The sequence below is a fragment of the Enterococcus sp. AZ149 genome, from assembly GCF_051714285.1.
Classification (GTDB): domain Bacteria; phylum Bacillota; class Bacilli; order Lactobacillales; family Enterococcaceae; genus Enterococcus_D; species Enterococcus_D entomosocium.
Genome location: NZ_JBIORO010000001.1, coordinates 786,937 through 809,812 on the forward strand (window position 1 = coordinate 786,937; position 22,876 = coordinate 809,812).

Annotated in this window: 15 protein-coding genes; 9 read left to right on the top strand and 6 right to left on the bottom strand. The window is 39.9% G+C overall.

Annotated elements, in window-relative coordinates; translation table 11 throughout:
- Window positions 1-517: 517 nt before the first annotated feature.
- Window positions 518-5,092 carry a mucin-binding protein gene (locus tag IGI94_RS03605; protein ID WP_438899449.1) on the top strand — a complete coding sequence of 1,525 codons (4,575 nt, stop codon included), beginning with the start codon at window positions 518-520 and terminating at the stop codon, window positions 5,090-5,092.
- A 251-nt stretch (window positions 5,093-5,343) separates the two neighbouring features.
- Window positions 5,344-6,132: a MerR family transcriptional regulator gene (locus tag IGI94_RS03610; protein ID WP_042890059.1), complete on the top strand. Its 789-nt coding sequence runs from the start codon at window positions 5,344-5,346 to the stop codon at window positions 6,130-6,132.
- An 89-nt stretch (window positions 6,133-6,221) separates the two neighbouring features.
- Here IGI94_RS03610 and IGI94_RS03615 read toward each other — a convergent pair whose 3' ends face one another.
- The 3 genes from IGI94_RS03615 to IGI94_RS03625 all read right to left on the bottom strand — a co-directional run bounded on the left by IGI94_RS03615 (window position 6,222) and on the right by IGI94_RS03625 (window position 11,573).
- A complete protein-coding gene (locus IGI94_RS03615; RefSeq protein ID WP_438899450.1) occupies window positions 6,222-8,843 on the bottom strand; it encodes an HAD-IC family P-type ATPase in 2,622 nt (873 codons plus the stop codon).
- 224 nt (window positions 8,844-9,067) lie between these two features.
- Window positions 9,068-9,388, bottom strand: a complete 321-nt coding sequence (locus tag IGI94_RS03620; protein WP_430619363.1) for a DMT family transporter — start codon at window positions 9,386-9,388, stop codon at window positions 9,068-9,070.
- Between the two features lie 250 nt (window positions 9,389-9,638).
- A complete protein-coding gene (locus IGI94_RS03625) occupies window positions 9,639-11,573 on the bottom strand; it encodes a BglG family transcription antiterminator (protein ID WP_438899451.1) in 1,935 nt (644 codons plus the stop codon).
- A 247-nt stretch (window positions 11,574-11,820) separates the two neighbouring features.
- Here IGI94_RS03625 and IGI94_RS03630 point away from each other — a divergent pair, with 247 nt between their 5' ends.
- The 4 genes from IGI94_RS03630 (at window position 11,821) to mngB (ending at window position 16,660) form a co-directional block, all read left to right on the top strand.
- Window positions 11,821-12,282, top strand: coding sequence for a PTS sugar transporter subunit IIA (locus tag IGI94_RS03630; protein ID WP_016621827.1), 462 nt, complete (start codon window positions 11,821-11,823; stop codon window positions 12,280-12,282).
- Window positions 12,279-12,602: a PTS fructose transporter subunit IIB gene (locus IGI94_RS03635; protein ID WP_005237427.1), complete on the top strand. Its 324-nt coding sequence runs from the start codon at window positions 12,279-12,281 to the stop codon at window positions 12,600-12,602. The genes IGI94_RS03630 and IGI94_RS03635 overlap by 4 nt, the downstream gene beginning before the upstream one ends.
- 18 nt (window positions 12,603-12,620) lie before the next feature.
- On the top strand, window positions 12,621-13,721 hold the full coding sequence (locus IGI94_RS03640; protein ID WP_008377165.1) for a PTS fructose transporter subunit IIC: 1,101 nt from the start codon (window positions 12,621-12,623) through the stop codon (window positions 13,719-13,721).
- Between the two features lie 263 nt (window positions 13,722-13,984).
- Window positions 13,985-16,660 carry a mannosylglycerate hydrolase gene (mngB, locus tag IGI94_RS03645; RefSeq protein WP_438899452.1) on the top strand — a complete coding sequence of 892 codons (2,676 nt, stop codon included), beginning with the start codon at window positions 13,985-13,987 and terminating at the stop codon, window positions 16,658-16,660.
- Window positions 16,661-16,815: 155 nt separating this feature from the next.
- Here mngB and IGI94_RS03650 read toward each other — a convergent pair whose 3' ends face one another.
- The gene (locus IGI94_RS03650) at window positions 16,816-17,907 is read right to left on the bottom strand and encodes a GDSL-type esterase/lipase family protein (protein ID WP_240934902.1); all 1,092 of its coding nucleotides are present in this window, start codon (window positions 17,905-17,907) and stop codon (window positions 16,816-16,818) included.
- A gap of 11 nt (window positions 17,908-17,918) precedes the next feature.
- Complete coding sequence (locus IGI94_RS03655; protein ID WP_438899453.1) at window positions 17,919-19,328, bottom strand: PTS transporter subunit EIIC; 1,410 nt, start codon at window positions 19,326-19,328, stop codon at window positions 17,919-17,921.
- A 148-nt stretch (window positions 19,329-19,476) separates the two neighbouring features.
- Between IGI94_RS03655 and IGI94_RS03660 the strand changes: the two genes are divergently transcribed.
- Together IGI94_RS03660 and IGI94_RS03665 are read left to right on the top strand one after the other, a co-directional pair.
- Entirely contained in the window at window positions 19,477-20,193 is a 717-nt protein-coding gene (locus IGI94_RS03660) for a GntR family transcriptional regulator (RefSeq protein WP_005237422.1), read from the top strand.
- Window positions 20,194-20,375: 182 nt separating this feature from the next.
- Window positions 20,376-20,804: a GNAT family N-acetyltransferase gene (locus tag IGI94_RS03665; RefSeq protein ID WP_008377173.1), complete on the top strand. Its 429-nt coding sequence runs from the start codon at window positions 20,376-20,378 to the stop codon at window positions 20,802-20,804.
- Between the two features lie 72 nt (window positions 20,805-20,876).
- Here the strand turns inward: IGI94_RS03665 and IGI94_RS03670 are convergent, their stop codons facing one another.
- Window positions 20,877-21,704, bottom strand: coding sequence for a LysR family transcriptional regulator (locus IGI94_RS03670; RefSeq protein WP_438899454.1), 828 nt, complete (start codon window positions 21,702-21,704; stop codon window positions 20,877-20,879).
- Window positions 21,705-21,854: 150 nt separating this feature from the next.
- Here IGI94_RS03670 and IGI94_RS03675 point away from each other — a divergent pair, with 150 nt between their 5' ends.
- Entirely contained in the window at window positions 21,855-22,823 is a 969-nt protein-coding gene (locus IGI94_RS03675) for a TDT family transporter (protein WP_438899455.1), read from the top strand.
- Window positions 22,824-22,876 lie beyond the last annotated feature (53 nt).

Consider the following 22,876-nt stretch of genomic DNA (forward strand, 5'->3'; position numbering starts at 1 on the left):
ATCAAAAATGGGCTTCGATGTTTTTGCTTGTTAGCCGTAGGATAAAGGGAGAAGATCAAGAGCGTCTTGGCTGTTTCTATGAATAAGAATGATAAACAAAAGGGGCTGAATATCCAGTCTCTTTTTTTGTATCTCTATATAGCTATTATTTCCTTCGAGTTAATTGGATTGATCGGTTACACCCAAAGTTTTTTACGAGGACTCCGAACGCTTTGTAAACATAGTGTGAACCAGTTCTAGGAAGTAAGTTAAACTATATTTCTTTAATTTGTTCACACTTTCAGAGACACAATCATTCATATTCTTTATTTTCGTTTTATAAAATAGGACTTATTTTGTCATATTCATGACAATTATTGTCGTGTTCGTCCCTGAAAACCATGCAATAATGCAGTCATAAGGAATGAGTCAGCGAACGTATTACATAGATGTAAGAAGTAGTTGTCAATGGGCAGCTTTTTTTAATTGGAGAGAGTGTAGCTGATCTTATTTACTTAATTTGAAAGAGGGAAAAGCAATGAAAAAACCAGCGAAGAAAGAACTTTTATCACGTATTCTGATCAGTTCTTCTGTTTTTATATTAGGCAGCCCATTGATCACGCAAGCAATTGTCAGTGTTCCGGCAGTAGCTGAAACGATCAGCACTTCAACGACAGAAGAAGTAACACGAAGTACAAATGAATTCATATCTGAACAACAAGAAGGAATAGTCGAACAAGCTACAGGTGAAGAAACCGTCGATTCAGAAACACAAGTAGTAGAAAGTACAGGGGAACATGGGGCATCGGAGTCATCACAAGCAAGTGAAGATCAAGTGGAACCATCCACAGAGCAAATGACAGAATCCTCCAGTGAGCCAGAAGCCGCTGAGAGCAGTACAACATCTGATGAGGAGTCGAAAACAAAAGTAGCGGAAGCAGAAAATATCCTTTGGTCAGGTAACTGGGGAACCGCTCCAGCCACATTAGATATTGAAGGGGTTTTGACTGTAGGAGCAGGTACATTGACAACGGCGGTGGACCAAGTGATTCCTTTAACGGAAGAACTTAAAAATATGGTCATAAAAAAAGTTATTCTCACTGCGCCCGTCATTCTGCCAGCCGATGTGGCAGGTTTGTTCGAGAGCTACTCCCACTATGGCACTGTACCCTCTCAATTGAATGAGATTGTTGGGCTGACTTATCTTGATACGAGTCAAGCCACCACGATGAATAGTATGTTTTATGGCTATAGCGGATCTACATTAGATTTATCGAATTTTGATAGCACCGGTGTTATAAATTCTTTAGGTGCCGGGATGAACGAATTTTTTGGACAGGTACGCTACCTAAGAGAATTAACATTAGGACCAAAATTCAGTTTTGTTGGGTGGAACAATTGGCCAGGCAATTCCTATCCGGTGAACTTGGTTGACCCAAGTGGGATGTACGGATGGAATTCAAGTTATTATACCGGCTACTGGCAAAATGTAGGGACAGGTACCATAGATGCGCCATACGGTGATAATGTATTGAAATCAGAGGAGCTAGTGCTGATTTACGATGGCACGACGATGGCTGACACCTATGTATGGCAGCCTCGGTTTATTGAAGGAGCACCAGTCACAGTCAATTACCTAGATGAAGAGGGTAATGAATTATTGCCACCTAATGTATTGACTGGCGGAAATATTGGCGATTCAATTGAAGTTGTCCCTGAGGAGATCCCTAACTATACATTGAAGGAAGTTCAAGGAGAGGAAAAAATTGTCTTTAGCAATGTTCCGCAAACGGTCACGTATATCTATAGTCCTAAAATAGAAAGTAATGAGGAAAGAAAAATTGTCGCACGAGTCATTCACTATTTGCATGAAGACGGTACAGAAGCTGCTCCAGATAAAGTAGACACAGTTGAATTTACTCGAGAAGTAAGGACGAATCTAGCCACTGGCGAAGAAACGTTTGGTGAATGGCAAGCAAGAGATGATGATACGATATTTGATTTAGTCAAAAGTCCAGAGATAGTCAACTACTATGCAGATAGGGAGTTTATCGATGAAGTTATCGATGTAAAGGCCGATTCAGAAGATATTGAAGAATTTGTCATTTACTCGCCAAAGATGGTTGAATCTACGGAGACCAAAGAAGTCAAGCGAATGATCCATTATGTGTATGAAGATGGTAAAGAAGCCGCGCCAGACAGTGTCGACACGGTCACCTTTACACGCACAGTGACAACGAATGAAGCAACAGGGAAAAATACCTATGGCGAATGGCAAGCCCAAGATGATGACACGATGTTTGATGAAGTGTTAAGTCCAGAAATAGACAAGTACAATGCAGACCAAAAAATGGTTGATAAAGTCACAGACTTGACGGCAGAATCAGAAGATTTCGAAATAACCGTCACTTATTCGCCAAATATGATCGAATCTACGGAGACCAAAGAAGTCAAGCGAATGATCCATTATGTGTATGAAGATGGTAAAGAAGCCGCGCCAGACAGTGTCGACACGGTCACCTTTACACGCACAGTGACAACGAATGAAGCAACAGGGAAAAATACCTATGGCGAATGGCAAGCCCAAGATGATGACACGATGTTTGATGAAGTGTTAAGTCCAGAAATAGACAAGTACAATGCAGACCAAAAAATGGTTGATAAAGTCACAGACTTGACGGCAGAATCAGAAGATTTCGAAATAACCGTCACTTATTCGCCAAATATGATCGAATTTACGGAGACCAAAGAAGTCAAGCGAATGATCCAATATGTGTATGAAGATGGTAAAGAAGCCGCGCCAGACAGTGTCGACACGGTCACCTTTACACGCACAGTGACAACGAATGAAGCAACAGGGAAAAATACCTATGGCGAATGGCAAGCCCAAGATGATGACACGATGTTTGATGAAGTGTTAAGTCCAGAAATAGACAAGTACAATGCAGACCAAAAAATGGTTGATAAAGTCACTGAGTTGACTGCAGAATCAGAAGATCGCGAAGTGACTGTCACTTATTCGCCAAACATGATCGAATCTACGGAGACCAAAGAAGTCAACCAAACGATCCATTATGTGTATGGAGATGGCAAAGAAGCCGCGCCAGACAAAACGGACACTGTTACTTTTACACGAACTGTCACAATAAATGAAGCAACAGGTGACAAAACTTTTGGCGAATGGCAAGCGAAAGATGATGACACGAAATTTGACGAAGTGAAGAGTCCTGAGATCAAGAACTATCACGCAGACAAAACAAGCATCGAGGAAGTCACAGGTTTGACAGCAGAAGACAAGGATCGTGAAGTGACTGTTACTTACTCACCAAATATGACCGAGTCAACAGAAACCAAAGAAGTCAAACGAATGATCCATTTTGTATATGAAGACGGCAAAGAAGCCGCCCCAGACAAAGTAGACACGGTTACGTTCACTCGAACGGTCACCACGAACGAAGCAACTGGCAACAAGACCTATGGCGAATGGCAAGCCCAAGATGATGATACGATGTTTGATGAAGTGTTAAGTCCAGAAATTGACAAATACAATGCGGACCAAAAAACGGTTGATAAAGTCACAGGTCTGACTGCAGAATCAGAAGATCGCGAAGTGACTGTCACTTATTCGCCAAATATGATCGAATCTACGGAGACCAAAGAGGTCAAACAAACGATCCATTATATGTATGAAGACGGCAAAGAAGCCGCGCCAGATAAAGTAGACACGGTCACGTTCACGCGGACGGTCACCGCCAACGAAGCAACTGGTGACAAGACCTATGGCGAATGGCAAGCCAAAGGTGATGATACAACATTTGATGAAGTGAAGAGTCCTGAGATCAAGAACTATCATGCAGACAAAACAAGCATTGAGAAAGTCACAGGTTTGACAGCAAAGGACAAAGATCGTGAAGTGACTGTTACTTACTCACCAAATATGACTGAGTCAACAGAAACCAAAGAGGTCAAACAAACGGTTCATTATGTGTATGAAGACGGCAAAGAAGCAGCCCCAGACAAAGTAGACACGGTGACCTTTACACGCACAGTGACAACGAATGAAGCAACTGGTGACAAGATCTATGGCGAATGGCAAGCCAAAGAAAACGATACGACATTTGACGAAGTGAAGAGTCCTGAGATTAAGAACTATACCGTCGATAAGGAAACGATCGAAGCAGTTACAGGAGTAGCGGTTGATAATCAAGACATCGAAGTCACCGTTACGTATGTGCCAAAAATGGAAACCGCAACAGAAACTGAGGAAGTCAAGCAAACGATTCATTACGTCTATGAAGATGGTAGCAAAGCGGCGGACGATCATACCGATAAAGTCACGTTCACCCGGGTGATAGCAAAGAATTTGGCAACTGGTGTAGTGACCTATGGCGAATGGAAGGCAAAAGACAACGACACGACTTTTGCTGAAATTTCCAGCCCAATGATTGAATATTGCACACCAGATAATGAGTTGATCGAAGCAATTACGAATATTCAACCCGATGCAAAAGATACCGAGTTGACTGTGATCTACAAAGCAAATACGGAAACGAAAGAGGAAAGTAAAGAGGTTTCGCGGACGATTCATTATGTTTATGAAGATGGTAGCCAAGCGGCAGAAAGTTATACGGAAACCTTAACCTATACACGCACGGAAACAACCAATCTGCTGACTGGTGAAGTCGCATATAGTGACTGGACAGCCACAAATGGTGACACGACATTTGATGAGGTGAAAAGCAAGCAAATTGAGGGCTACACGGCAGACCTGACGACAGTCAAAGAACAAACAGGAATGACTGCAGAAGATGAAGATACGGAGGTGACTGTGACGTATATAAAAAATGCAACAGACGAAGCCAATCCAACAGACTCATCAAAAGAGTCAAGCAACACGCCAAATGATCAGACAAAAACAGATGATAACACACCGTCTACTGATATGAAAATAACGACTAACGTATCAGAAACAACAAGAACAGTCACGAGTGAAAAAAGTCTTCCAAAAACAGGAGAGAAAGAGGAACCCTTCATATTATACGCTGGAGTGACTATGGCGGTATCATCCCTGCTAGCATTTTTCTTAAGACGCTTAAGACAGAAACGAAAATAAGAAATCAGAAAAAGCTTTCTTTTGAAATGGAATAGAATACTGGCGAAGTAGAAGACTGCTGATAATTTCCCATACTAATCTTGGAAATTTATCAGCAGTCTTTTCATTATGATTTGAAGCTTGTTCAAGTACTATCACACACCAAACCTTCTGACCACTTCAATAGAAAAACTCCTTCGTTTTCTGAAGAAAATTATGATATGATTTTGTGACAGAGACACGCTATGAAAGATAAAGGGAGGGATGGAACTATGAAGATAAAACAAGTGAGTGAAAACTATGATATCACACCACATACTCTTAGGTACTATGAACAAATTGGTTTGTTATCACCCAACTATACTGAGAATGGGTATCGAGATTACTCATACGAGGATATTGAGCGATTAAATACCATTAGAGACCTGCGTTTTTTTGATGTGTCACTTGAGGAAATTAAGAACTACTTGGATACAAAGAATAAAGCGCTGACTAAAGAAATCCTTCATTTCGAGATGGAGCAATTAGAAGATAGAATCCATGCGTTAAAAGAGAAACAAGATTTGTTAAAAGAGCGAATTGACTTGCTTGTCTACGCTGAAAAAAAGCAAAACTATGAAATTGAACGTACATTTTATGAAGAACGGTACCTTGTTTTAAGTCAAGAGAAAGACACAATGGGGAAAGACTTGTACTTTGAACTTAAACGCCTGCACAAACAATTTGAAAAAGAACTGCATGCCAATAATCAAAATGTTTTCGGAACGATTTTACTGCCGCACGAAGACGCATTTAGGCATCAAGTTTTCTATTGTCTGACAAACGATTTGGCAGATGAGAAGGCATTTACAATGCCTGCAGGAGAGTATCTCGCTATTTATTATACGGGCACATATAAGCAGCGTTTAGCTGCTTTAGCAGAACTAAAAAGTTACCTAAAGAAAAATAGACTGGTCGCGAAAGGAAATTTTTATGAGTTCTACTTGATTGATTTTCATGAGACGAATTTACCGGAAGAATACGTGAGTAAAATAGAAATTCTCCTTGATCAACCCGATTAAAACGGGATCGATCAAGGAGAAACGTATCTATTGGTACTTAGTGATTCAGCAAGTTTATCGATAAGATGACTTATGAAATAGAACTGTTCTTATTTCTCTACTTTGGTATCCATTGAGTAGGTGGGAGTAGTTTCCTTTAGAATGACTCGTGTTACGTGCTTTTCAGATTCTACTAATAAGAAAAGTAGAGTTGCTGGGATAACACTGATAAGCAGTTCGGATAAAGTTAAAGAGGTGGTCTGTAAGATACTTTGCAATGGTGAAAAATAGACCATTCCTAATTGGAGAATCGCCATAACAAGTAATGAGTAAATCAAGGCTTTATTCTGCTTGATTTTGTTACTGAAGGCTGAATCCGTGATCTCACGACAGTTGATCATGTAAAAAGCTTGACCGAAAACGATCGCATTGATCAAAACGGTTTGTCTGACAGCTTCGTCGCCGAATGCATTCATCGTTAGAAAGCCGAAGAAGGTCAAGAGTAGGCCGACATAAACGATTCGAAAGAGTGTATATTTGGAAATGATTTTTTCTTTCATATCACGAGGTGCTCGATTCATGATCATTTTGTGAGCTGGTTCAAAACCTAACGCATAGGAGAGTGTAATTGACGCAACTAGATTTAACCAAAGAATCTGCACTGTGCTTAGTGGTAAAGGAAGATTTCCCAACATAGAAACGATCAGCAAAAGCCCCTGGGCCAGACAGGTTGGCAAGTAGAAGAGGATCGTCTTTTTTAAATTATCAAAAATTCGACGGCCTTCTTTGATTGCTTTTGCAATCGTTTCAAAATTATCGTCAATGAGGATCATGTCGGCAGCTTGTTTACTAACATCGCTTCCTTTAATTCCCATGGCGATCCCTACATCTGCTTTTCTAAGTGCGGGTGCGTCATTGACCCCATCACCAGTCATTCCAACGATTTCGCCTTGTTCTTGTAAATAAGTAACAATCATCAGTTTATGCTCAGGTGTCGTTCGGGCAAAAATATTAGTATTTTTTACCACTCTTTGCCACTCATCTGTGGATAAACGATCCAATTCAGTTCCAGTGATTGCCCGTTCAGAATGGTCGATTCCTAATTTTTTGGCAATCGCTTTTGCGGTCGTTGGGTGATCCCCGGTGATCATTACGACTCTGACCCCGGCTTTTTTACAATCTGCTACCGCTTCGATCGCTGATTCTTTTGCTGGATCGATAATGCCAGCTAATCCGATGATTACGAGCTCGTCCATCTCTTCATGAGTCAATTCTGTCGTTGTATCTACATCTTTATAAGCAAATGCGATCACTCGTTGTCCCTCTGAAGCAAAAGCCAAATTGATCTTTTCCCACTGTGCATGATCAAACTCCGCTATCTGCCCATCAATATGTGCAGCAGTCGCTTTATTTAAAACGATATCTGGAGCACCCTTTACAAAAATCCGCTTTTTCCCATTGATCAAATGGCTTGTTGCCATATACTTATATTTTGAGTCAAAAGGTAATGTTTCTAGACTCTTGATCCGCGGTGTGCCAATACGATTGGTCCAACGTAATAAAGCTAATTCTGTTGCATTTCCGGTCACTGGACAGTGGCGATCATCGAAACTCTGTGTTTCTTGACAGTTTTGCATGATTTTGGCTAGCAGTTCGTTGTTCGAAGAATCTGTTTGGTCTTCATGATCAATCACTGTTACCTGATTATTAGAAAACACATTGGTAAGGGTCATATCGTTTTTGGTCAAAGTACCTGTTTTATCAGAACAGATGACTGTCATTGAGCCAAGTGTTTCGACAGTAGGCAATCCCTTTACGATCGCATTTTGCTCAGACATATTTTTCACGCCGGAAGACAGAATAATCGTCAAGATAGAAGGCAATCCCTCAGGAATAGAAGAAACGATCAAAGCAATGATTGCTGACACGATATACATCGGACTCATGCCATAAATGAAGTAGCTGATCAATCCTAATAAGAAGATAAAGACGCCGATCCCTTTAAAAATAGCATGATTCATTTCGTTCACTTTTTTCAATAAAGGGGTTTCTTTCACTTCAATGGTTGCTAAAGAAGCATTGATTTTACCAATCTCAGTGTCCGAGCCAATTTCAACAACGATCCCTTTTCCAGTTCCTGACTGTACTTGCGTACCTGAATACGCCATATTGGTTCGTTCAGCAAGTGCTATTTGCCCCTCTAAACGAGCACTTGTTTTTACGACTGCATCAGGCTCTCCAGTCAGAATCGATTCATCGATTTTTAGTTCATTCACGGTTTCCATACGCAAATCAGCAGGAATAACATCACCAGGTGATAAATAAACACGGTCCCCTGGAATCAAATCTTTTGCATCGATTGAAAGACGTCCGTTTTCAGATTCGACTGTCGCCTTTGAACTAAGTAATTTTGAAATGCTAGATAGTGAATCATCTGCTTTTCTCTCTTGGTAGTAACCAATCATTGCGTTTAAAACGACAACGAGTAAAACGATCGCTCCTTCAACTAAACTTCCCGTAATAAATTTTAAAACAGCTGCACCGATCAAGACATACATTAACGCATCGTGGAAGTAAGATAAAAACTTCTTCCATTCGGGTGTCTTTTCTGATGCTTGTAATTTATTTTTCCCGTGTTTTTCTTGATACGCTTTACGTACCTCATTTGTGATAAGCGTCTTACTTGTCGCTGACTGCACCTTTTCAATATCCAAATTATGCCATTGTTTCATTATTTTCCCTCCGTTTTCTTTACATGAATAGCATAAAGGTTAGAGTGACTATAAGGTCAAACGTTTTTTGAAAATATTTTTTACCTATAGGCTAATTGCAAAAAAAATTCTTTAGATGGGCTGAAAATGGCGATTTGGATCCGTGTTTCGTTATAGGAGTCAAGGCGCTTGATTAATGAAGGTACCTACAAAAAGGCTAGCAAAACTATTATCAAATGGCTAAATCAATGTCCGCTGGTAAACTTGATGCCCAAAATACCAACTATTAATAAGACGACGAAAACCCAAGTCAGAAGGGATAGCTGGTCTTTAAAGAACACGACCCCCACAATAATCGATCCCACCGCACCTATCCCTGTCCAAACAGGATAAGCGATACTTAATGGTAGGTTTTTGACCGCTAAAGCCAAGAAGCCAAAACTGAAAAGCATTCCGATGACTGTTAAAATACTATACCAAAAGTGGTTAAACCCGTTGCTCAGTTTCATGGTAGATGCCCATGCGACCTCAAAAAATCCTCCTAAAAGTAAATAAATCCATGTCATAATTTGTTTTCCTCCTCAAAAAAAATAAGCATTCAGTAAACTCTTCAAGGACCTAATGAGTTTACCGAACACTTCTATCACCCGGTGGTGTTTTGGATATTCAATTAATGTAACAATAATAAAATCTTAGCTGAAAAGGGAGAGATTGTCAAACTCTCTGAATTCAGAATCTTTTCATTTACTAACCATAGTTTGCATGCATTTCACAAAAGTTAGAATCAACAAAAGGAGCTGGATTCCCCAGCTCCTTTTATAATTGCTTTATACAGCTCAAAAAGTGGTGATAGTCACTTTTTTGTAAGATTGCTTGTTGAATATCTTCACGATCCATCAATTCTAATAAAAGACTATAGATTTCTTCGGTATCTTCATATTCGTCTTTTTGAATCGCAAAGAGAAAGACAAATTTAACCAAATCACCATTTCCCCAATCAACACCATCAGGAATGATCGCCACTGAAACGGCTGAGCGTTTTGCCAGCAATGTCATGGGGTGGGGGATAGCAAGCCACTCGTTAATATTGGTCTGATTGATTGCTTCTCGTTTTTTCACACTGTCATAAAAATCTTGGGGCACAAAATCTTTTTGGTACAATTGCTGCGCCATTTCCTTTAGTAAGGTTTCTTTATCTGCATGATTTTCATGAAGAAAAAATGCTTTTTGAAACAATGAATAGATGCCGTCTTTTGTTTCACTGAGCGTTTCAATGAACGGTTCGATTTTGCCAATTTCTTTATCTAGCTTGGCCATGTTGATGTAAATAGAGGGAACCGAAAACTGTTCTAATGGAACGGTTGTGATCACAAAATCAATCGCAGAAAGATCACATTGTTGTAGCTCGACGTAAGAAAAGCGATCAACGACTTCGATCGTTTCTTGATAGTGCTTGATAATTTTTGCTTCAATAATACGACTCATGGCTCGACCAGTTCCACAAACAAGGATGACGCGATGTTTATGATGATTTCTGATGGAACTCCTTTCCATAGCACCTGCGATGTGCAAAGCGATATAGCCGATCTCATCAGGAGAAAAATAAAAACCGTGTTTCAGGCTTACCGTTTCTAAATGAGTCAAACATAAATCATAAGCCTGTGGAAAAGATTTTCTGATCGTTGCCAGCAATGGATTGCTACGGCGTGCATCCATTAGATTCATATTGATAAAGCCCTCAATATGAGATGTCAGATCTTCTATTAGCATCTTGTCTGTCTCTAATGCATAGTTTGACGTCTGTTTGATCGCAGTCAATAATTCTTCCACAATGGCTTTTGCAGTTTTCGTGGAAGAATCGCTTGCATCACCTGTTTCAACTAAACGTGGTGCATTCATCGCGAGATAGTAAATGAAGTATTGTTTTTCTCCAGCAGTCAATTGTATATCAAATGCATGATCGATTTCTTCTAAGAAGTGACCTACAACTTTCTGGGCATCTTTTTTGAGCGCGGGCACATGCAAGGGAAATTCGTTGATCTGATGACCGGCTATAAAGCGACTGATTGCTAAAGCAAAATGAGAAAGAATGTTTTTATGATAGTAGTCAGAGTCTAACAAGTCTAAGGACGCCAGATGATTTAATGACAATTCTTGCAAACGGGTCAGATCAATCGTATCAAACAACTCAAGTTCCATTTCCGTGAAGCCGACCAAATACTCTTGGAGATCTTTTTCAATCAACAGATCACTGATTGCTTGGCGTTTGGCGAATTCGTTACCCAAGACTTCAAAGCCAATATTTGGACGATTTACTATTTTTAATTGATAGGTCGCTAAATTGTCTCGAGCCGTTTTTAAGTATGAGTAAAAGGTGTTTTTACTAATAAATAATCGATCAAGAAAATCATCTAAGGATAAAGGGTTTTCATTCTTAAATAAAAGGAAAAGTAGATAGGCTTGTCGTTCTTCACTCGTAGTCAGAAAGGACTCGGTAGTTGACATACTTTCAGTCCACCAGTCATGAAATTGCTCTTTTGAACCAATAGACAACAAATAGCCTTGCCCTCGAATCAACTTGATGGAGGCACCGACATTTGTTAACAAATCATTCAAATTTGCAATGTCGGTCCGAACCGTTCGCTCAGAAATCGAGAAGTTTTTCGTTAACTCCTTCATTGGTAGCGGCGCCGTTTGTCTAGTTAATACTTCCATTAGATCATCTAATCGTTGATAAGCAAGTTTTGACACTTGTTTCACCTCCGTGCTCTTTCTCATCATACAATAGAAAGAATAAGAAGGAAATGCTTCACCAGTACCGAAAATTTCCAGAAGAGTTGGCAATCATTTTGGAAAACGCTTTACTAATGATTGCCACTTGAATTGGAAATTTGTTGTGTTTACATCGTGAATCAGAAACCGTAAATTAAACGTGTACAGAAAATAAACCACACGAATTACGCTAATGGTTTCATAATAAAGGAAAGGAGCAGATGAGATGGATTTTCAGGAAAAAAATATTCTCTTGAATGTGGCTGTTACATCAAAAGAAGAACTGTTTCACGTGATTGCACATCATGCCTATGAATCAGGGATCGTTACCAATGCAGCAGATACATGTGCGGCATTCATTGAACGGGAAGCTCAATATTCAACCGGCTTACAAGAAGGCTTTGCTATTCCACATGCAAAAGCTGAACCGGTTTTGGAACCGACCGTTTTGTTTATTCGTTTAGAGCAAGCCATCGAATGGGAAACTTTCGATGATTCGGCAGTCAAAAATGTGTTTGCTTTGATGGTCCCTAAAAAAGATGAAGGAACGGTGCATCTGCAAATGCTGAGTCGTCTAGCAACCGCATTGCTTGAAGAGACATTCATCCAGCAGATTCAACAATCAGAAGACAAAGCTTATTTAGCAGAATTAATCAAAAAGGAAATGATGGGAGAGAAAATTATATGAAAATAGTAGGGATTTCCGCCTGTCCAGCAGGATTGGCACATACACCGATGGCGGCAAAAGCTTTAGAAAAAGCTGGTGCGAAACTTGGCTATGAGGTCAAGATCGAACAGCAAGGCTCGTTAGGGCAAGTCAATGAGATCACTGCAGCCGAAGCAAAAGAAGCAGATTTCTTGCTTTTAGCGACTGACCAAAAAGTTGTTGGGATGGAACGGTTTGAAGGAAAACCGCAAATTCGAGTAAATATCAATACGTGTATCAAAGCACCGGAAGCGGTGCTGAAGAAATGTGTCGCTGCTGTTGAACAAAGAAACGCAAACTAAAGGAAAGAGGCAAGGATGATGAAAAGAGTTCTAGCAGATTTAAAAGGCCACTTGATGAGTGGAATTAGTTTTGTACTGCCATTGATTATTGGTGCTTCACTGGTTGTTGCCATTCCGAAAATGATTGCTCTTGGTATGGGGATCACAAGCTTAGATCCTTATGCTGACACGGAAGGCTTTAAACATGCGCTTTATTTGATTGAACAAGTAGGGTGGACAGGAATCGGCTTGATCAATACTGTCTTGGCTGGTTTTATCGCGTATTCTGTTGGAGATAAGGCTGCGCTAGGTGCCGGCTTTATCGGTGGTGCAGTCGCTTCTAGCACCAATGCTGGGTTTTTAGGGGCAGTTATTGCTGGGTTCTTAGCAGGATACTTAGTGAAGTGGGCGAAAGAACATATCAAATTACCGGAGTCGTTTGCTGGGGTGATGCCGCTGGTAATTTTACCCTTGATTGCTACATTGTCTGTAGCAATCGTCATGGGCGCCTTACTCTCTGAGCCATTGGCGTGGATCAATACTAGTTTGGTTGAATGGATCCGAACCATGATTGAAAATGACGTTAACAAAATTTTACTGGCAGTCATCATGGGGGCAATGATTGGCTCTGACTTAGGGGGGCCTGTAAACAAAGCTGCTTGGATGGCAGGAAATGTGTTACTAGCGGAAGGGGTCTTTTTGCCAGCTATCATCGTGAATGTTGCGATTTGTGCGGTACCATTTGGATATGCCTTAGCAACTTTGTTCCACAAAAATCGATTCAACAAAGAGCTACTGGATGCTGGGCGTAATAACTTTATTATGGGGTTCATCGGAATCACAGAAGGAGCAATTCCTTTTACATTAGTCAATCCATTACGGCTTGTGCCGATCAACATGTTGGGAGGAGCAATCGCTTCTGGTTTGGGGATCGCATTAGGAATGTATGACAAAATGCCGCCAGTTGGGGGAATCTACGGCTTCTTCACTGTTGGAAACGGTTGGGCGTATTTGATTGGACTATTTGCAGGAGCAGCCTTCATCGGTTTTGTCGCGCCTTTATTCGTGAATTTCAATAAGCAAGAAGAACAAACAGAAGATATTGCCCTCGATGATATTGAAGTGAGCTTTGAAAATTAAGCAACAAGGCTGATTAGCTAAATAGTAGCAAAAGAAAAGGCACGAGCAGGTGATTTTTCAAGAACGCTTTAAGGCATCTGACAATGTCAAGACTTGGGGAAGAAAACGAGAGTATTTGAAGAGAATCGATTTTCAAAATTCGAAGTATTTGTGTAAGAATCAAATTATGCGTACCAGATGGTAAAAAAATTGAGAAAAATTAATAGGCACGAACGACACCCATCGTTACGTGCCTTTTCTAATCACGGGAGAGGAATGATTGAATGAAAAAAACAGTACATGTCGTACCCCACAGTCATTGGGATCGCGAATGGTATTTTACGACGAGTCGCTCGAAAATCTATTTGATGCACGATCTAAAAAACGTCATTGAACAACTAGAAAAGGATGATCCTTATGAAAGTTTTATCTTAGATGGACAGGCTTCTCTGTTAGATGATTACTTGAAATGGCGTCCGCAGGACAAAGAAAGGATTCAACAACTTGTTCAACAAGGGAAGTTGATCATTGGTCCATGGTACACACAAACCGATCAATTAGTGATTTCGGGAGAAAGCATTGTTCGAAATATGTTATATGGCATGAAAATTTGTGAAGCATTCGGAACCTACATGAATGTCGGCTATGTGCCAGATTCTTTCGGACAAGCAGCTAGTATGCCGCAAATCTATCGTGAGTTTGGTATCACTGACACGATGTTTTGGCGCGGTGTCAGTGATGACGATGTTAAATGCACAGAGTACAAATGGCGTGGAGAAGATGGTTCTGTGGTCAATGTTTATCAGATCCCAAGTGGGTACTACATTGGAGGTGCCATTCCTGAGCGAGAAGTAGAATTAGCAAAGTTCTTACATCAAGAACCGTTTAAAACGACTTGGGGACGCAGTGCAACGGATCAAGTGTATTTTCCAAATGGTTTCGATCAAGCACCAGTTAGAGAAAATCTTCCAGAATTGGTTGATCGAATGAATCAACTGTATCAGGATGAGTATGTGTTACAATTTTCAACGATCGAAAAATACATTGCTGCGGTCAAAGCACGCCATCCTGAGTTGGAAGAAATCGCTGGTGAACTGATCAACGGCAAATTGATGCGAATCCACAAAACGATTTTTTCTTCACGTCCTGATTTGAAGGCGATGAACACCCAGATCCAACATTACTTAGTCAATGTCATGGAGCCTATCTTAACCATGGCTATGCAATTAGGATTTGAGTACCCCGTAGAAACAGTCATAGAGATTTGGAAGTTAATGTTTGAAAATGCGGCGCATGATTCGATTGGTTCTTGTGTTTCTGATACGACCAACGAAGATATCTATATGCGCTATAAGCAAGCGCGAGATATTTCTATGAATCTTGTCGAATTGACGTTACGACAGATTTCTACTGCAATCAACAACCCACAAGCAAAAGAAATTACTTTTACGCTTTTCAATACCTATGACACAAAACGTAATGGGGTGATCGAAGCAGAGGTTTATTTGCCGCAAAAAGAGTTTGCGATCCTTGACCAGTCAGGTCAGGCGTTACCTTATACGATTTTAGAGCTTACCGACCAAACGGAGTATGTGTTGAATCAGGGGAACATATTAGATCCAGTCAAGGAGATCTATTTGCCGGAGAAAGTCTATAAAGCAAAAATTGCCATAGAAACGACTGACGTGCCGAGTATGGGGTATACCCAGCTGACGATTGATTTAAAAGGTGATACAAGCGCACCATTGCAGGAGATTACAACCAATACGATCGAAAATGAGTACTATCAGATCACTGTCAATAGCAATGGTTCGTTGGATATTCTAGATAAAACCAATCAAGTACTTTATCAAAATCAAGGGATTATTGAAGAAAATGGCGACGATGGTGATTCATTCAATTATTCACCACCTGTGAAAGATTTTGTGATTTCATCAATTGATGCGCAACCAACGATCTCGATTCAGCAATCAGCGATCTACCAAAAGATTGATGTGGCATTCACCCTGAGGGTTCCGAAGGATTTAGCTGAACGTGCAGAAAAGAAGGTCTCAGCTTCACTGCCGATCCAATTGACAATCGTGTTGAAAAAACAATCGCAACAAATTGATTTCAAATTAACGGTTGAAAACCAACAAGTGGATAGCCATCGGGTATGTGTGCTATTTGATACCGGAATTTCCTCGAAATTTTCGCTGGCTGACCAACAGTTTGGTACGTTGCAGCGTCCCGTTGTGTTTGAAAAAGAAATGGCCCTTTGGGAAGCCAATAAAGAGCAATGGAATGAGCAGCCGATCGCCATAGAAACGTGTCAATCGTTTGTCGGTTTATTCGATGAGTCCCATGGCGTAGCAGTCATGCCCCAAGGTGTACGTGAATATGAGATCGTGGGGGAAGCGTTTGATACGATTCGCTTAACGATTTTCCGAACCTATGGCTTCATGGGGAAAGAGAATCTACTGTATCGTCCAGGGCGTGCTTCAGGAGAATCAGTGATTGCGACACCAGCTGCGCAGTGTCACAAAACGATGCATTTTGATTTTTCTGTTGCTTACTTTGCGCAAGGATTTGATCAAGCAAATGTTGCGCAACGTGCCAAACAAGCAGTAACACCGATCACGCTTTATCAATCCGCAGAATTCCTGAATTCCCGATTGATTTTTACTTTAGGGCCGGTTGAACCAACCTTACCGGCAAACTTTAGTCTTTTTGAGATCAATGGCAATTTGACCCTAAGTGTATTGAAAAAAGCCGAAGCTCGTCCAGGTTATATTTTGCGTCTATACAATGGGCTTTTAGATGAAGTTGGACACGCGACGATCACATTTAACCATCCAGTGAACGTAGTAGAAACAGTCGATTTAAAAGAAGCTACAAAAGAAGCACTTCTTGTGGAAAAGAATGTAGTCACTCTTGAAAAGATAGGCCATGCAAAATTTGTGACATTGTATGTAGAATAATTGCTAGTGATCGAGAGTAAGGATATTTAAGTGCAGAGTTGAAGAAAATTCATAGTGAAAAGGTCAACCTCCCGTATACATTTTAACCAGATGTGTATGGGAGGTAGGTTTTATTTTTGACTATTTTTAACAGTTTTTGTTGAGAGTCTATCAATTCACAGCAATGAAAGGCAAAGAATTTTCTCAGCCACAGCTTTTCCTAAAATTTCCCCTCCAGTTTGAGAAAAATGCAGATGATCCCCCGAATCAAATGCAGAAGCTAATCTCGTTTTATCAGAAGGATCTCTTACCATATCATTGATATCGATCGTATTTGCTTGAGTCATTATCCATTGATTAAACGCAGTTCGGATAGCTTCTTTTTCCTCGGTCCAACTCGGCTTTCCTTGGTTGTAAGAATAGTTAAAAGGGGGAAGCGTGAGGGGAACAAACGGAATGTCTGCTTTTTTTGCCAGATTTATTAGAACTTTGTATTGTTGGATCAACTCTTCTTTGATAGGTAATTCTGAAAGCGGTGAGCCAGTTCCTGGGTGAAACAAGTCATTTAACCCAATCAATGAAACAATCAAATCTGGCTTTTGATCCACGACATCTGCTTGGAACCTGTCGATTCCTGCAACACCAAAGCTGTCTTTCCAACGAGAAATCCCTGAACCAGCATGTGTCAGACGATTGCCTGATATGCCAGCATTAAAGCTTGTTGCAATCAGACCACGTTTGTTTAGATTGTCGATGACACTATCACTAAAATATCCTTGATTCGTCAAAGAGTCGCCAAAAAAAGCAATGACTTTTGCATCAACTTTCGTTTCTAGAGCAACTGAAGTAATCCCAAAAATAAAGTTATTGGTTTCTCTTATATTCGAATGGACTACTTGATCAGATAGTAAGTTTGCCGAGGAAGATACTCGATTGATCTCGTTGGAGAATAATGCCTCTATCAGAATATCGGCTCCTTTGGTTACTGAAAAATCAATGTCATCTGTCCATAAAGTGGATCCAGCTGGGACAATGAATTGTGGTCGATTATCTAAGGTAATAACATTGGATTGTTGGTTTCCCGGATTACTACTGATTTTTATCGACTCTACGTTTAAATCAAAAGAATCATAGCGGTTACAAAGTTCGAGTGCTAATCGTTGTCCAGAAAGCGGCTGCTTGATTCTTAAACGTAATTTACGTCCATTAGGAGAAAAGTTTAGTACTTGGTAATTAGAAAATACTTGATGCCAAATTATTTTTTTCATCATATATCACCTTACAGTTCATCTGCAGCTTTCATTTTATCATTGAAACCAAAAAGCCAAGTCAAAAGAAAGGATAGCAAAAATGTTCCTATATGAGAGAGTAGATAAGCATAGAAGTTTTTATCGATCCCTGCAACCGGGTTGATAAAAGAGGCAAATCCTATAACCCCACCTGCGAATCCATAGTTGACCAAGTGAAGGAAACCTGCTAGAGCACCACCAAAAATATTTGAAAGGGTCACGAGATAGAAGACTTTTTTGTATTTTAGTAGAATACCATAGATTGCAGGTTCGCCAACACCGCATATTTGTGAAAGAGTGGCAGCAAAGGCAACTTGTTTTAGTTGAGCTTTTTTTGTTTTCAATGCGATTGAGCATGTTGCACCCGCAATACCCATCATCAATACAGACGAGAAGGCATTCATCATACTAAATCCGTTAACAGTTAAATCGTTGACGATGATCGGAATCAATGGCCAATGCATGCCGAAGACCACTAAGACTGGAAAAAGTGCGCAATAGACTGCTCCGCCAATAATCGTGTTAAAGTCAAAAATGGTACTAATTCCGAATGCTAGCCCATCACTAATAATCGTTATGATTGGTCCGATGATAAGAAGAACGGCTAAGCTTAGTACCAGAACTTCAACGATTGGTGACACAATGGAAGAAATCACGAGAGGAACAATTTTCTTTAAAAACTTTTCAACATACGTTGCTAACCAAGCAGCGACCAGAATAGGGAAAACCGAAGCTGTATAATTCATAATGGGGAATTCTATGCCAAAAATAGCGACCTTCGCAGCTGTACTTGAAGCAATAGTGACTATATTTGGATGAATGAGTATCGCACCCACGACTGCCAGAACAATAGGATTCACCTTTAATTTTTGAGCTGCAGTAAAACCTAAGATGACAGGTAAAAAATAAAAAATGCCATCTGCAATCGTGCTAATCAATAGATAAGATTGCGAACTATCTTGTAATAAACCAAACGTCACCAACGAAGCTTGTAATCCTTTGATTATTCCAGCTCCTGCAAGAAGACCGATGACGGGCATCATTGAACCTGTAATTATGCCAATAAACTGATTGAAGCCATTTCGAAATAGCTGAAGAAAATCACTATTGGAATCATTTTCCACCACTCCCTCTGTAGAATCAAAGACTTGATCCTTGTTTAACTGGCGCATTACTTCCTCGTAAATAGCATTTACTTTGTTTCCAACAACCACCTGATATTGTCCTTGAGCTTCTACTACGCCCATTACATCATCCAACTCTTTTATCTTAGTTGTATCGGCTTTCTCTTTGTCCACTAGATAGAAACGAACACGTGTAATGCAGTGGATCACATTTTTGATATTATTTTTTCCACCAACGTACTCAATCATGTACTCCGCTAACTGTTTGTCACTCATAATAAAACCTCCTCATTTCTTTTAACCGGTTACGCTCATTTTAAATTTGTTTAAACAAATAATCAAGCATTTGTTTAAACAAATTTAAGTTTTTTGTATAGGTAGAATGATATCATGTTATAATTAACTGAAAGAGTGAGGTGGAACTATGGTGAATAAGTTTCGGGATATATATGACACTTTGAAAAATGAAATTAATGAGGGACTCTATAACGATACAATGGTTTTACCGACCGAAATGGCGTTAATTGAGCGATTTGGTACTAGTAGAAATACAGTTCGCAGAGCGATTCAACTGCTTAATGAAGATGGATTGGTTTATAGTGTGAAAGGAAGAGGGGTAGTTATTCTTGAAAGAATCGAGATTGACAAGAAGTCTTTCAAGGTAGGAAATTTTCAAGGATTGAAGGCACTATCCGCAGATACTGAGGTCGAAAAAAAAACAATTGTGCAAGAATTTCACGAGTTGACTGTTGATGATTCATTAGCAAAAAAAATTTCATTTCCGGTTGGTGAAAGAGTATACCTTGTGAAACGATTACGCCTCATTGATGGGAAAGCGATGATGTCAGATACGAGTTATTTCAAAAAAAGTATCGTTAAGGGTCTTAATGAGAAAATCATAGCCGGATCAATCTACGACCATATCAAACAAAACTTAGATTTTAAAATCGCTGCATCAAAGTCTATAATGAAAGTTGAATCTGCAAAAGATTCTGACTTTAAAGAATTAGCTTTAGGAAAAAATAATTGTGTGGGAATATTGGAAAATGCGGTCTATAATGATATGGGAAAATTATTCGAATATACGACAATCAGGTATATTCCTAACGAATATGCACTCATTTCATTTGATCAAAATTAAAAACTGGTTTAGCTAAATAACATAAAAGATCATAGCAAAGGGATTTCTAGTACATTGTCTGTATACTTTTTTTCTATTGCACTTGTACAAATCAACTAGCTGTCATTTATTTCTAAGTTGATAAATGAATGTGAGTTATCTAAAACAAGACCGAATAAAAAGCCAAAAGGTGGGAGAATACTATGAGAATTAGAGCTGCTGCATTGTCTGATCATAAAGAACTAGCTCATTTGTCGAAAGTACTAGGCTATCCAATCGAAGAAGAAGTATTGATCGAAGGCCTAAAGAGAATTTTAGCTGAGGAGGACCATCTCTTGCTGGTCGCTGAAATAGAGGGAAAAGCAGTTGGAATGATTGAAGCACAGCCATATTCAACAGTTTATTCTGCCGGGCGATTTTTTAATGTCCTAGGTTTGGTAGTGGATGATCAAGTGCAAAAGCAAGGCGTTGGCGGGAAACTACTGTCGGCAATTGAAGCAGAAGCCCGACAGCGAGGAATGCAAGGCATTCGATTAAATTCGAATGTCAAACGCCATGCTGCCCACAAGTTTTATGAAAACCATGGCTACCACAGCAGTCATGAACAGAAACGGTTTATCAAGGAATTATAAAAATACAAAGACGCTGGAGGAGTGACAAACGACTCTTCAGCGTCTTTTTTGTATCCACCTTAATTGATTCATTTATGGAATCAATGCCAACAACAGCCGTTTAATCTCCTCATAAACCTCTCCGGTTTCCGGCGTCACACGTTGACGATTTTGAATGATAAAAAGATCACGATAGCGGTACTCTGGATCAAGTTCCTGCCAAGGCAACCCTTCTGGTAATGAAAGTTTCGAAATGATCGATTTGCCGATGTTTTGTTTTAGTAGGGACAAAATCACTTCACTGTTATTGGCTTTGATGATTTGTGGATGCAGGTGCTGTGCGTACAGATAGGTTTTGTTAATGTAATACATCCCCGAGTCGTTTTCCCGCAAGACCCAAAAATCAGAAGCGAGGTTGCCTGCTAACACCAATTCATCGCGATAAACGAATTCTTTTTGGATCAATGGCGAAACGATTGATTTTTCGATCAGGCCAATATGGGCTTTGTTTGATTCGACGGCATCGATTACTTCTTGAGAATTCATGATTTTGATTTCAAAAGCAAACGTTGGAAATTCTGCAATCAGCTGCGCCATGATGCTGGGCAGTAAGTAGACGGCGGTGGTATTCGAACAAGCGAGCACACACTCTGTTTTAAAATTTTTGGTGTCTTTGGCTTGCGAAAAAATAGTGGACATTGAGCGGAGAGACTCGACCACACGAGGATACAAAAACTCCGCTTGGCTGGTGGGTAAAATCAATTGTTTTCCTTTACGTTCAAAAAGTTTGAAGCCAAGTTCGGCCTCTAAGCGTTGGATTTGCAAGGAAATCGTTGGTTGAGTTTTATAGAGTTGTTTGGCGGCAAGACTAAAGTTTCTCGTTTCATAAACAACAATGAAGGTTTTGAGCAATTCAATCATTTTGGGGACTCCTTTATTATTAATAATATTTATAATTAGTATTTAAAAGTATAATTTTACAAATAGTTATCAGGTGATTATAGTATAAGTGTAGAGAAAAAAGAAAGCAAATTTAGTTGAAATTTTCATACGTTTAGAAAGGATGAGTTGATGAAAACATCGATCCAGCATTTTTTACATTCATTGCCAATCCCGATTTGTGGCTTGATTTTAGGCACTGTGTCATTGGGGAATTTATTGTATTCAGAAGGAATGGAGACGGTTGGAAATGCGTTTTGCACCCTTGGTATTTTCATCATGGGGCTCTTCCTTCTGAAAGTATGCTTTACATTTAAGCACACGATGTCAGAGTTGCAAAACCCAATCGTTGCTTCTGTGGCGCCGACCTTTACGATGGCGCTGATGGTGATTTCCACTGTTTTTGAACGGGTCATTCCCGATGCAGTGGTGAATGATCTGCTCTGGTGGGGGGCTATCGGCTTACATTTTGCTTTAATGATCTATTTTGTTGTCGTGCATATTTTGCCTGTCGACCTTTCGCTGGAATACATTTATCCGAGCTGGTTTATTACCTTCGTCGGTATTGGCGTCATTCCCAATACTTCTGCTGTCTTTTTTAAAGAGCTGGGGGAAGTGATCGTCTGGATCGCATTGGTATTGTATTTTGCGCTTTTGCCGATTATTTTAAAACGAATCGTCCATCAGAAGCTGACGGAACGTGCGGCAGTTCCTTTGATCACGATTTTAACAGCACCAGGTTCTCTTTGCTTAGCAGGTTACCTTTCCGTATTTGAACAAGGCTCTGCTTGGTTTGTCGCCTTTATGCTGTTATTGTCACAAACGATTTATTTTTGTGTCGTCGCTTATATGAAAAACATGCTGGCAGTCGGCTTTTACCCAAGTTATGCGGCATTTACGTTTCCTCTTGTGATTTCAGCGACTGCTATGTTCAAATCAGCGCTGTTTTTTGCGAATCACCCACTGATATTTGGGTTTCTACAAGCCTTAACGATTATTGAAACAAGCTTTGCCGTGATTGTCGTCTGCTATGTGGTAGGAAAATATGCAATTCATTTGTATCAGCAAACCAAAGCGCTGATTGCCGGCCATAGTTATTAAGGAAACACAAGAGATCATCCATTTTTTGAGAAAATACGTAATATACGCAAAAC